This is a genomic window from Anaerocolumna sedimenticola, assembly GCF_009931695.1.
GTDB lineage: Bacteria > Bacillota > Clostridia > Lachnospirales > Lachnospiraceae > Anaerocolumna > Anaerocolumna sedimenticola.
Genome location: NZ_CP048000.1, coordinates 216,203 through 229,247, shown reverse-complemented (window position 1 = coordinate 229,247; position 13,045 = coordinate 216,203). Strand labels below are relative to the sequence as shown.

10 protein-coding genes and 1 pseudogene are annotated in these 13,045 nt (G+C 38.0%); 6 read left to right on the top strand and 5 right to left on the bottom strand.

The features are described from left to right. The first annotated feature begins 257 nt into the window (after nucleotides 1–257). Nucleotides 258–1,340 (top strand): stage V sporulation protein AD, encoded by a 1,083-nt coding sequence (spoVAD, locus tag Ana3638_RS00935; RefSeq protein WP_246240655.1) that lies wholly within the window; start codon nucleotides 258–260, stop codon nucleotides 1,338–1,340. A 49-nt stretch (nucleotides 1,341–1,389) separates the two neighbouring features. Beyond that, nucleotides 1,390–1,746: a SpoVA/SpoVAEb family sporulation membrane protein gene (locus tag Ana3638_RS00930; protein ID WP_161836202.1), complete on the top strand. Its 357-nt coding sequence runs from the start codon at nucleotides 1,390–1,392 to the stop codon at nucleotides 1,744–1,746. A gap of 297 nt (nucleotides 1,747–2,043) precedes the next feature. Here the strand turns inward: Ana3638_RS00930 and Ana3638_RS25650 are convergent, their stop codons facing one another. Then, a complete protein-coding gene (locus Ana3638_RS25650) occupies nucleotides 2,044–3,165 on the bottom strand; it encodes a penicillin-binding transpeptidase domain-containing protein (RefSeq protein ID WP_281352923.1) in 1,122 nt (373 codons plus the stop codon). Further along, on the bottom strand, nucleotides 3,147–4,829 hold the full coding sequence (locus Ana3638_RS25645) for a transglycosylase domain-containing protein (protein ID WP_281352866.1): 1,683 nt from the start codon (nucleotides 4,827–4,829) through the stop codon (nucleotides 3,147–3,149). Before Ana3638_RS25645 ends, Ana3638_RS25650 begins: the two co-directional genes overlap by 19 nt. A gap of 352 nt (nucleotides 4,830–5,181) precedes the next feature. On the opposite strand from Ana3638_RS25645, the gene Ana3638_RS00920 reads away from it, so the two are divergent. Next, nucleotides 5,182–5,472, top strand: a complete 291-nt coding sequence (locus Ana3638_RS00920) for a DUF6514 family protein (RefSeq protein ID WP_161836200.1) — start codon at nucleotides 5,182–5,184, stop codon at nucleotides 5,470–5,472. Nucleotides 5,473–5,684: 212 nt separating this feature from the next. Here Ana3638_RS00920 and Ana3638_RS00915 read toward each other — a convergent pair whose 3' ends face one another. After that, nucleotides 5,685–6,335 (bottom strand): YigZ family protein, encoded by a 651-nt coding sequence (locus Ana3638_RS00915; protein WP_202621549.1) that lies wholly within the window; start codon nucleotides 6,333–6,335, stop codon nucleotides 5,685–5,687. A 10-nt stretch (nucleotides 6,336–6,345) separates the two neighbouring features. Beyond that, entirely contained in the window at nucleotides 6,346–6,522 is a 177-nt protein-coding gene (locus Ana3638_RS00910; protein ID WP_161836196.1) for a DUF4250 domain-containing protein, read from the bottom strand. A gap of 192 nt (nucleotides 6,523–6,714) precedes the next feature. On the opposite strand from Ana3638_RS00910, the pseudogene Ana3638_RS00905 reads away from it, so the two are divergent. Further along, a pseudogene (locus Ana3638_RS00905) lies at nucleotides 6,715–8,042 on the top strand (replication-associated recombination protein A). A 167-nt stretch (nucleotides 8,043–8,209) separates the two neighbouring features. On the opposite strand, the gene Ana3638_RS00900 reads toward Ana3638_RS00905, so the two are convergent. Further along, on the bottom strand, nucleotides 8,210–8,428 hold the full coding sequence (locus Ana3638_RS00900) for a hypothetical protein (protein ID WP_161836194.1): 219 nt from the start codon (nucleotides 8,426–8,428) through the stop codon (nucleotides 8,210–8,212). Between the two features lie 205 nt (nucleotides 8,429–8,633). Here Ana3638_RS00900 and Ana3638_RS00895 point away from each other — a divergent pair, with 205 nt between their 5' ends. Continuing rightward, nucleotides 8,634–10,460, top strand: a complete 1,827-nt coding sequence (locus Ana3638_RS00895; protein WP_161836192.1) for a glycosyl hydrolase family 28-related protein — start codon at nucleotides 8,634–8,636, stop codon at nucleotides 10,458–10,460. A gap of 148 nt (nucleotides 10,461–10,608) precedes the next feature. Beyond that, on the top strand, nucleotides 10,609–12,942 hold the full coding sequence (locus Ana3638_RS00890) for a glycoside hydrolase family 95 protein (protein WP_161836190.1): 2,334 nt from the start codon (nucleotides 10,609–10,611) through the stop codon (nucleotides 12,940–12,942). Nucleotides 12,943–13,045 lie beyond the last annotated feature (103 nt).

Genomic DNA, 13,045 nt, shown 5'->3' with positions numbered 1-13,045 from the left:
AAGAAAATATAATTAGGTAATTGCGAAACTATGTAGTTTTTAGAATATACCATACAATTGATACGAATTTTATAGCTTCAGTTGCCCTCCGGGCAAGATTCAGCTCTAAAATTGTATTAATTGCATGGTATATAAATACAATATTGGAGTTTCGCAATTACTTAAGAAAATATAATAAAAGAAAGGAATGCCACATATAGTTCTTTCACACTTTTTATTTGTGGCAGTAACATATCTGTAAGCAGATATGTTATGCAATGGGTATAAATATGGCAGAACAAAATGATAATAAAGTAACTAAAATAGTAGGTAAACAAAGTATCTTATTTGCTAATGCACCTTATATCCTTTCCGGATCATCCATTGCAGGTAAAAAAGAGGGAGATGGGCCGCTAGGAAGCTTTTTTGATCAAATTGAAGAAGACCCTATGTGCGGTGGAACTACCTGGGAGGATGCAGAAAGCCGTTTCATGAAGAGGGCTGCGGAGCTTGCTATTGAAAAAGCAGGATTAAAGAGTGAGGATATCAGGTTCTTAGTCGGAGGTGACCTGTTAGGCCAATTAATAGCCACTTCATTTGGTATTGTAGATTTAAATATACCTATCTTTGGTATTTATGGGGCCTGCTCCACCATGGGTGAATCCATGGCACTGGGAGCAATGATTATTGACGGAGGTTATGCGGATAAAGTGGTAGCTTTGACTTCCAGTCATTTTGCCGGTGCAGAAAAGCAATTCCGTTTTCCTTTAGCCTATGGCAATCAAAGACCGTTATCAGCCTCCTGGACAGTAACGGGCAGCGGAGCGGTAGTTATAGGCTCGGAGAAACCGGCTGCTAAAGCAAAACAAAATAGCGCAGATAACGGGTCAATCAGAATCAAAGGAATAACAGTTGGTAAAATAGTAGATTACGGCTTAAAGGACTCTATGAATATGGGTGCCTGTATGGCTCCTGCGGCTTATAATACGATTTCACAGAATTTAAAAGATTTTAATATACTACCCAACTATTATGATAAAATCATTACCGGTGATTTAGGTTATGTAGGTAAAGATATTTTAATTGATTTATTAAAGCAGGATGGATTTGATATAAGTGCAAATCATATGGATTGTGGGATTGAAATTTTTAATAAGGATATACAGGATACACACGCCGGTGGAAGCGGCTGTGCCTGCAGTGCCATAACATTAACAGGATATATTTTTCAAAAACTGAGACGTCACGAGTGGACAAGAGTTTTATTTGTTCCAACAGGAGCATTATTATCACAGGTTAGTTTTAATGAAGGAAATTCCGTACCCGGAATTGCTCATGGAGTTGTTATAGAGGTAAGTTAATTGGATATTTATTACTATTCTATGTAATAAAGCCGGATAGGAGAAGCATATGGATTATTTAAAAGCATTTTTAGTTGGAGGTGCAATCTGCGCCGTTGTACAGATTTTTATGGATAGCACCAAACTTATGCCAGGCAGAATCATGGTTATACTGGTATGTCTGGGGGCAGCGTTAGGAGCCATCGGCGTATATGAACCATTTGCAAAATGGGCAGGAGCAGGAGCCAGTGTACCTCTTAGCGGTTTTGGCAATTTACTATTTAAAGGTATCAAAAAATCGTTAACGGAAGAAGGGTTCATCGGTTTGTTTAAAGGAGGTTTTACCGCTTCGGCAGTAGGAATTTCAGCAGCATTAATTTTTTCCTATATGGCTTCTTGGATATTTAACCCGAAGTTAAAGGACTAATTTTAACTTAGTTATATTTCAAGCATCTTATATACCTTAATTTGATTTTTAATTTAAATGATAAATTTCTAATAACAATTAGGATGTTAACATTAATAATTTTCTGATTAAACCAAAAGCACAAGGTATATAAATGCTTTTAATATAGATGAAACACCAGGAAAAGCCGGTTCCCAAACTATAAGTTAGACAATAACTTATGGTTTTGAAACCGGCTTTTCTTAATTTCCGCGAAAGCAAAGTGAGAATTGGCAAGCTTGCACGTCAGCGCCAGAGTCTGACAAGTCAGACTCTTTCTTATTGACTGTAATCATAATAGAATTCTATATCTGTTTCATCATTGGTCTCAGTACCATCACCTGTGATGGTATCCGTTCCGCCATTATTACCACTACCGTTATTACCATTACCATTATTACCGTTATTGCCGTTGCTGCCATTATTATTACCGTTATTTGCTCCGTTGTCATATGGCGGAGTGGTTGGAGCAATATCGCCGGTATTATTATTACTCGGTGGAAATGGAGTATTAGTAGGTGTATTTTTTGTTTTGGAATTATGTTTGGTACATGTTTTGGTCGGCAAAATATATGGTGTATCTTTTGTCGGACTTTTTTCTTCTTTAATCAGATAAACTTTTTCTTCCAAAGATGATTCAGGACAATACTCTCCTGCAAGTTGTTTGGAATCCTTACATATAGTAACTTTAACATGAATATCGCATTTTTCAGTAGGAACCGTACCTCTTGCGAAATATTCTGTTTTAACAGTGGACCCTCCGATATATTTATCGCATAAACCATCCACTGCCAGTTTTCCGCTCTTAGTACAGATATCTGCTGCTACAATGGAATCCGGTTTGGTAAAAGGTTTGGATTCCAACTTATATTCTTCATGAATCCGCTGCATGACATCACGCCAAATAATTTTTTGATAACTCTTATTGGTTTGAGTTTTGTTATTATCATAACCGGACCATATGGCTGCTGTATAATATGGAGTATATCCGGCAAACCAGAGGTCATTATCATCGGATGTGGTACCTGTTTTACCGGCTATCGGCATGCTGATTTCATTAAAATTAACGGAAGAACCGGTACCTTTTTTAACAACATCCTCCATTGCGCTGGTTAAAAGAAAAGATGTTGATTCCTTCATAACCTGACGGCCGGTAGGTTTGTTTTTCAATAATACCTTATTATCATGATCCAAAATTTTGGTATAAAAGCTTGGTTTTGTATAATAGCCACTGTTTGCAATAGCTGCAAAAGCTGCGGTGAGTTCCAGATTACTTACACCATCTGTAATACCGCCAAGTGCCATAGATAAGTTAATATCGGAATATACTTTTCCGCTATCCGATGTCCTGCTGTCAACTAAGGTGGTAAAACCTAACTTAGTTAAATAATCAAAACCAATCTGGGGGTTACCTGTGCTAATGTTTTTACCGTAACAATATTCATGGAGTTGGTAATTGCCTGCCTTAAGGTAGTGAAACCCTCGTAAGTTTCTCCGTTCCAGTTACTTACATACTTATCTGAATCCGGATATTTAAACGGTGCGTCATCAATAACAGAAGCTAAGGTCATTCCCGCGGAGTCTAAAGCGGGCAGGTAAGTAGATAATACCTTGAAAGTGGAACCTGGCTGTCTCATTGTATTGGTTGCTCTGTTTAAGGTCCTGTTACCGGTTTTTTCACCTCTTCCTCCAACTAAAGCTACGACTTGTCCGTTGTCCTGATCCATGATAACCATGGATGACTGGGGCTGAATAATCAAACTTGTGTTTTCGCCCAGAATAATATCTCCGTCTTCCACCATAGCATCTTTAAATTCTTTTACCCGTTTTTGGGCTTCTTTTTTACTGGTGAAATAGGTTGAGAAAGAAGAATTTTCTTTAAAATAATCTACTAAATCATTCGTATGATAGTGGATCGTGGTCCCGTCTTTCTTTTGAATGGATAAAGCATAAGTCAGTTCCCAAAAAGAATCTTTTCCAACTTCAGGGAAGTAATCTTTGTTGGAATAGACATCATCCACAATACCCTGTATCTTGGAATCCAAGGTTGTATATATACTTAAACCGCCGGTATAAAGAGCATTGCTGGCCTGAGTATAAGTGTAACCTTTTTCCTGCTGTAAATCTTCAATCACCTGTTCGATTAATTCATCAACAAAATAACTATAGTAAGATGTTGTATCTTGTTCTTCATTTATATTTTGAATCCTGGAATACACATCATCATTAACTGCTTCCTGATATTCTTCTTCCGTACATAGCCCTTGATTTTTCATATTCTCAAGAACCTTTGCCCGCCTATCGGAATTATTATCCGGATGGGTAATTGGATTCATATTGGTCGGTGATTGTGCAATTGCGGCTATAACTGCTGCTTCAGATAAAGTTAATTCACCTACGTCTTTATTAAAATATCTTTGCGATGCTGTCTGCACACCATAGGTTCCGGCGCCTAAATTTATATTATTCAGATAGTATTCCAGTATGGATTTTTTATCCAGGCGGTCTTCTAATTGAACAGCCAAATACCACTCTTGAACTTTACGGATAAAACGATCGGTAAAGTTATCCTCCGCACCGCCGTTGAAAACCTGATTTTTAATCAGCTGCTGAGTGAGTGTACTGGCACCCTCATCAAAATTTCCTTTGCTTACGCCAACAAAGAAAGCTCTGAAGATACCTCTTATATCGATACCATTGTGTTCATAAAAACGTTCATCTTCAATACTGATAACACAGTTTTGAAGAACTTTCGGTATTTCATCTATAGTAACATATACACGGTTGGCTTCCGCACCGGCTAAAGTTTCGATTAAATTACCGTCTTTGTCATATATATTGGTAGTGTAACCTGTAGGAATAACATTTATCTGATCTATACTTGGTGCACTGTCAGCAAGTCCTTTTAAAACTCCAAACCCGGCAAATGATCCGATAACAGCCACAAATACAATCCCAATCAAAAAAATTCTAAAAATAGATACCCCGGCTTTAGAGGCAATTTTTCTGGAAGTAGATTTTATCTGCTGTTGTTTTTTTGCAGTTCCTTTTTTGCTAAAGTCCATAATAAACCTCCTTTATCCTAACATTATATCAAATTGTTACTACAAAATAAAGAAAATTTTATATAGGAAGCATTTATGGCTAATTGCATAAGCAGTTTTATATTAGGCAACAAAATGTTGCTAGGTAAAAATGTAGGTAATTGTCATAATATTCACATTTACGAAGATTAAAATGGGAAAATTCACACTATTTTTTACATATCGTGAGAAAAATACGTTCTATGTCGAAAAGTAGAACATTATGCCGAGTTATTCTGCTTTTAATCGTATAATAACAAATATATAATGTAATTAGATTTAAACCTACTGTAAGAAAAGATGCTTTAAATTGTATGGATTATAGGGAGGGGCAATGAAAAAACTTTATTTAGAGGGTACTAAAACGATGATAATGGAAGATAGTAAGGAGGTACAATTAGATTATTATCTGGTAGAAGATTATAAAAGTCGTGGACAAGATATAAGTTTGTATGGAATAAAAATAGTGAAGCACTTGGATGATTGTCTGGAAACAGAATATACGGATCCCATTTCCTATTCAAGGGATATCGTAAAAGAAATGGTACATAAACTATGGTATAATGGGGTTACTTTAGTAACAATGCTTGAAATAGTTGACGATTTAGTTAGCGATTATATATAAGCTTAAAACAAAGCATATTTATTACATAGTAGGTTATAAAAATGGAAGAAATATTACAAAAAGAAGTCTCTCAAGTTTTAAGAGACTTCTTTTTTGGTGTGCGAAAGCAAAGTGAGAATTAGCAAGCTTGCATGTAATAATTCCAACGCGCATGCGACCGGAAGAAACCCGCAAAGCGTGTTTCTTCCGGTTAAAAATAAATAAGAGCAGAATTAGAATATTTCAACTTGTCCGGAAATAGTTGCAAAATAAACCTCACCATCTTCTGTTACCTGAGCTTTCCCGTTAGTAGCCTCAGTAGTTTTCTTAATAAATTCAGTATAGATATCATCAGGTATTAAAATTAATATTTTTACAATATCGGTATATTCGGTATCTAAAATAGTAATGCCTAATTGTGAGATGAGATATTGAATTTTACCAATCCCATTGTAATCTGTTGTTACCGTAATTCTCTGCCCTTTTAATTTCTCAACGATAGTACTGCAGGAAAGTCCTTCCTTAGCAGCACTCTGATAAGCACGTACCAGTCCTCCGGTCCCGAGCAGTGTGCCTCCAAAGTACCTGGTTACCACAATTACGGTATTATGGATTTCTTCACCCAGCAATACGTCCAGTATAGGTCTTCCGGCAGTTTTAGAAGGCTCTCCGTCATCACTGCATCTTTGGATTTCATCCTTTGGCCCGATTACATAGGCATAACAGTTATGTCTTGCATCCCAGTATTTTTTCTTTAATTGTTCTATAAATTCCAAGGCATCATCTTCCGTTAGAACCGGAGCGACATTGGCTATGAATCTGGATTTTTTTTCTGTTATTTCACCGGTACCGCCTGTATATACAGTACGAAAAGGTTTGTTCATCATTTTTCACCTATTTAAATTGATTCAATGTGGGATCATATTCATATTGAATGGATTTTAATTTTTCTACTATCTGTGATTCCTCTATATTTAAATTCAGACATAATTCTGTTAAATTATTATAATAATCTCTTAACTGTGTATTAATGTAACTTAATAAGATAATGGGATCTTGGGGAATTGGCATAGAAACCTCCTGAAAGCATTTGATTTTTTTATTGTATCATAGATTGATAAGAAATCAAGTGTTACAATTTATTGGATTAGTTATTTATAATGACTTATAATGAGGAAGTAGAAAGAAAGGTTGACTGTGATTGTTTTTTTCTATACAATGTAGGAAATGCTTGTAAAGATTAATGGGTAAGGAGGCAGTAACATGGATTTATTTGAATACATGAGGAGTAATAAAATGGAGAAAGATTCTCCTCTGGCTTCGCGATTACGCCCGAAAACCCTGGATGAAGTGGTGGGGCAAAGTCATATAATCGGGAAAGATAAACTGCTATACCGGGCTATAAAGGCCGATAAAATCAGTTCCATTATATTTTACGGTCCGCCAGGAACCGGTAAAACAACCTTGGCAAAAGTAATTGCAGGGACAACCAGTTCTGCTTTCACTCAGATAAATGCTACTTCTGCCGGTAAAAAAGATATGGAAGAGGTAATCGGGCAGGCGAAAGATAATGCAGGTATGTACGGTAAAAAAACCATATTATTTATAGATGAAATTCATCGGTTTAATAAAGGACAGCAGGATTATCTGTTACCTTTCGTGGAAGACGGCACTATTATTTTAATTGGAGCCACCACGGAAAATCCATATTTTGAAGTAAACAGCGCTTTATTATCCCGATCTATTATATTCGAATTAAAACCCTTGGAAAAAGAAGACATAAAAAAACTTCTGAACCGGGCTGTTTATGATGAAGAAAGGGGTATGGGAGGTTATAATGCCGTTATTGATGAAGATGCGCTGGACTTTCTATCCGATATTGCTAACGGAGATGCAAGAGCCGCATTAAATGCCATTGAGTTAGGTATTTTGACTACGGAAAGATCGGAAGACGGAAAGATACACATTACTTTGCCGGTAGCCGGAGAATGTATTCAGAAACGGGTAGTCCGTTATGATAAAACCGGCGATAACCACTATGATACCATATCAGCTTTTATTAAAAGCATGAGAGGATCAGATCCCGATGCGGCGGTTTATTATCTTGCCCGTATGTTATATGCGGGAGAAAGTATTACTTTTATAGCGCGAAGAATTATGATTTGTGCTTCGGAAGATGTATCCAATGCAGATCCCAATGCTCTGGTGGTAGCTACTGCTGCAGCGCAGGCAGTCGAACGTCTTGGTATGCCGGAAGCCAGAATTGTTTTAGCACAGGCTGCGGCATATGTTGCCTGTGCACCGAAAAGCAATTCTTCCGTCATGGCTATAGACGCTGCTTCTGGAGCCGTGCAAAATGAGAAAACAGCAACAATTCCCTCTTATCTAATGGATTCCCATTATAAGGGGCGGCAGAATTGGGACATGGTCTGGGTTATAAATACGCCCATAATTATAAAAACCATTATGTCAATCAGCAGTATCTGCCTGATGAATTAAAGGGCAGGGTATTTTATGAACCTGCGGAACAAGGGTATGAAAAAGTAATAAAAGAACATCTTAAAAGAATCAGGGATGAGGCTGAAGAATAGTAGATGTTTGGTTGGAATAAATGATTAAGCTGCTGCAAAATTATATAATCTTGCAACAGCTTTTATTTCCGAGAAAGCAAAGTAAGAATTAGCAAGCTTGCATGCAATAATTCGAACGCGAAAGCGAACCGGAGAAACTCGCAAAGCGTGTTTCTTCCGGTTTCCGGTTAATTATTATATTTATCCTGTGACCATTTTTTTAATAACTTGTAAACTAATATATAAGCATATATCATAATCGGAATTACTACTGTAGAATATAGACTGGCTTGAAATAAAGCATGTGAATTAGGTGAAGCTGTAAGAGCGGCATATAATGTCAATCCATATAAGGAAACCAGAAAAATCACAACAATAATAGCTAAAATACGCTTGATTTTTTTCATATGGGACTCCTTTCGTAATATTCGTACAAGATTATTATAATAGATATATTTATTTAAATCAACAGAATACTCCCATATCCTATCGTAGCAGATTTAATGCCGATTATTAATATCATATCAGGAACAGGCGGAGCGATTTCTCCTTATGGTTAAGCAACGAAATATCGGCACTACACGAGACATTATAAAAGAACAGAGGTAAAAAATGGAACGAAGAATTGTTAATATTTTAGATTACGGTGCAAAAGCCGGTGCCGGAACAGACTGTACCGTACCGGTACAAAAAGCGATGGAAGAAATTAAGGAAAGAAAGGAACCGGCAACCCTTTTCTTTCCGAATGGAGAGTATCATTTTCATAAAGAATATGCTTTAAAAAGGTTTTATCATACTTCTAATACCAACAGCCTGGAGTATCCCGTTAAAGAGATTGGTTTTTTGATCGAAGATCAGGAAGACCTATGGATAGACGGTGACGGTTCTTTATTTATATTTCATGGAAATATGATGGCTTTGGCAATAGTAAACAGTAATCAAATTAAACTAAATCATTTTTCCTGGGATTTTCCCTGTGCCACAGTATCGGAAATGGAAGTTGAAAGCGTATTTAAAAACCAGGTAACCTATAAGGTACCTTTTTCCCAGACTTATGAAGTGAAAGATTCCGATGTTTTGTGGTATGAAAAGAGCCCCCTGACAGGCGATACTTACTGGAATTTTAAAAACCAGGAGTTTATGGAAGCATTAGTATTATATCAGCCGTGGGATAAAACTGCTATCAGATGCAGGGAGGAAATGTGGCCGTTATCCCATGTTAAGGATGTTACTGAGCTGGAGGACCACAGATTACAGGTTACTTATACGAATAAAGATACGGACTGTTATAAGGCAGGGATGTGTTTTGAAATCTGCCGGAATGCTTACCGGGAAACTGCCGGAGCTTTTATCTGGGAAAGTAAAAAGGTACGGATTGAAGATGTGACGGTACATTATCTTCATAGTTTCGGATGGCTGACACAGATGTGCAATGACGTATCGTTTGTAAAATGCAGGTTTATTCCAAGGGAAAATACCGGCAGAAGGGCTACCGGGTTTGCGGATCTGATACATGTGTCCGGTGCCGGGGGTGAAATCCGAATCGAAGAATGCCGGTTTGGCAATGCCCACGACGATTCCATTAATATACACGGAACTTTTACCAGAGTAAAAGAAATGATGGATAATCATACGCTGCTGTTGGAATACGTACATAACCAACAGGGAGGGTTCCCGCAGTACCACCCGGGAGATAAAGTTATTTTCTATGCAAGAGACACCCTTCAGGGAGTTAACGGAGAGAAAGAATATACGGTGGATAATAGAGGAACGGTTATGTCCGATAGCGGAAGAGTCATGCAGGTCACTTTTATGGAAGAACTGCCGGATTTTTTTAAGGATAAAATCGGTACAGAAGGAAAATACGTGGCTGAAAATGTTACTTATACCCCATCCGTTATTATTAAAAAATGTTATTTTGAAACCATTCCAACCAGAGGTATCTTATGTACCAGCAGGAAGAAAGTAATAATAGAAGAAAATGAATTCCATGGTATGAGTATGCCGTCTGTTTTTATATCCAATGACAGTGAAAACTGGTATGAATCCGGTCCTGTCAGAGATATGGAAATCAGAAATAACATCTTTTTCATATGGAACCCATATGGAACTGAACCGGATGGAAATACGGCTATTAGCATCGATCCGGTTGTAAAAGGCGGGAAGCTTCCCGGAGAAGATTTTCCTATTCACAAAAATATACGGATTCATCATAATCTATTCTATATACAGAATGATAAGGTACTGACAGCAAAAAATGTAGAGAATTTGCTTTTTTATAATAATAAAATTATACGAACAAATGAAAAGGGTGAAATAATAAAAAAGGCACAAAAGCATAAATTATCGTTACTTTCACTAATAGACTGTAAAAAGGTAAAGGTTTATAATAATGAATATGATTGCAATACGGTATATTTACCGGATAATAAAGAATAGATTAAGTAATTAATCAAATTTACGCGAAAGCAAAGTGAGAATATGAAAGCTTGCTTGCAATAGTTCGAACGCGCACGCGAACCGGAGAAACTCGCAAAGCGTGTTTCTTCCGGTTCAATCGTTTCAATTACCGAAAAGGAGAATATCAATGGCAGAACATTTGAAATTATGGTATGACAAGCCTTCCGAAATTTGGGAAGATGCACTACCAATTGGTAATGGCCGCATAGGCGGAATGGTTTATGGAGGAACTGCTCATGAAATCATTAAGCTGAACGAAGATACCCTCTGGTCCGGCTGCCCCAAGGATAAAAACAATCCGGAGGCTTTTAAATATATGGAGCAGGCCCGTAAAGCTGTAATGGAGGGAGATATTGACAAAGCACAGGAATTAACCGACCGGCATATGCTGGGTCATTGGACCGAATCTTATCTACCTTTTGGTAATCTGTATCTGGATTTTGAACTCCCGGGTGAAGTTCTGCAATACCGCAGGGAATTAGATTTAAAATCGGCTTTGGCGGCAACACAATTTTGCTGCGGAGAAACTGTTTATAAACGGGAGGTTTTTGTAAGCAAACCGGCTGAGGTAATGGTAATTCATCTTGCAGCATCTGTTAAAAATCAATTGAATGTCACTATTTCGGCTGACAGCCTGCTGAAACATTTGGTACATGATAAAGATTATAACCTGATTCTTTCAGGTAAAGCACCCTTTGACTGTATGCCCAGCTATTATCAGGTGGAGGATCCTATTCTTTACGATGATGAATCCTGTACGGAAACTTTCGAGGGATGTATTCATATACAATATACAGATGGCCAGATAAGCCTGATTGATCGGAAGCTTTCTATAAAAAATGCCGCGGAAGCTGTTGTACTGGTATCTTTAGCAACCAGTTTTACCTCTTATAATCAGATACCGGATGGGAATCCGGCAGAAAAGAATAGGGAATACCTAAAGAAGCTGGAAGGAAAAACTTATCAGGAATTGCTTACAGACCATAGAAAGGATTACAATTCCTTATTTAACAGAATGGAACTTAACCTGGGAGAGGGCAGGGATGATATTCCAACGGATAAACGAATTCTGGAGTTCAGTAAAGGAACCTTAGATAAAGGCTTATACGAATTATTTTTCCAGTTTAACCGGTATCTGTTAATAGCAGGTTCACGTCCGGGAACGCAGGCAGCGAACCTACAGGGAATCTGGAATCAGGAGCTTCGTGCTCCCTGGAGCAGTAATTATACCATTAATATCAACACCCAGATGAATTACTGGCTGTCGGAAACCTGTAATCTGTCCGAATGTACGGAACCGTTAATTGATTTCATTAAACATCTGTCCGAAAACGGTGAAAAGACAGCAAAACTACATCATAACTGCAGCGGATGGGTTTCCCATCATAATTCGGATATCTGGGCTCATACGGCACCCGTCGGACCAAGAACCCCGGAAGAAGCGGATTGCACGGGTTACTCTTATTGGCCTATGTCTTCGGGATGGCTGTGCCGGCACCTTTGGGAACATTATCTGTTTACCGGTGATATAAGCTTCCTGAAAGAGACAGCCCTGCCCATTCTGTTAAAAGCCTGCCGTTTCTACCTTGATTTTCTTACGGAAGATGCGGACGGACACCTTGTAACGGGATTATCCATCTCACCGGAAAATTCTTATAAAAAAGACGGTAATGTATATCATCTGGATAAAATGCCGGCAATGGATATCGGAATTTTAAGAGAACTGTTTACGACTACCTTACAGGCAGTTAAAAGAGCAGAATTAAAAAATAACATAGCAGATGAGATAAGTGAAGCCCTGGATAAATTGGCGTATTACCGGATTGGTTCCGGCGGACAGCTTTTGGAATACAGTAGAGAGTATGAAGAAGTGGAAGTAGACCACCGTCATTCCTCCCATTTATATTGCCTGTATCCTTCTCAGGAAATATCCCCTGTTAAGACTCCTGAGCTTGCTAAAGCCTGCAGGGTATCCCTCATTAATCGCGGTTCTGTGGGCACCGGCTGGGGACAGGCATGGAAAATATGTCTTTGGGCTAGATTATTAGAGGGTGACAGATGTCTTACCATGTTAAAAATGATTATGCGTCCTGCGGGTACTTCCGATTATAATTTTTCAGATGGTTCCGGAATTTATAAAAATATGTTTGATGCCCATCCGCCTTTTCAGATCGACGGTAATTTCGGTGCCGCAGCAGGAATAGCAGAGATGTTCGTGCAGAGCGAACCGGGCAGTATAAGTCTTTTACCTGCGCTGCCGGCGGAATTTAGCGACGGTTACATAAAGGGATTAAAGTGCCGCGGTAATATTACAATAGATATCTGGTTTAAAAATCATGAACTGGAGTATGCCCTGTTAAGTTCAGAACAGGAACAGACAGTGGATGTAATGCTACAGAAGAAAAAGCAGACGGTAAGATTAGATTCCAATACTCCCGTAAAAATATGCTTTTCCAAATAATATAAAATAGGGTAAAGGGCTTAAGTTAAACAGATCCGCAGTTATAAAAAATAATTAGTCTGCTACCTGTCAAAAATAATTAGTCTGTTACCTTGACAATGTA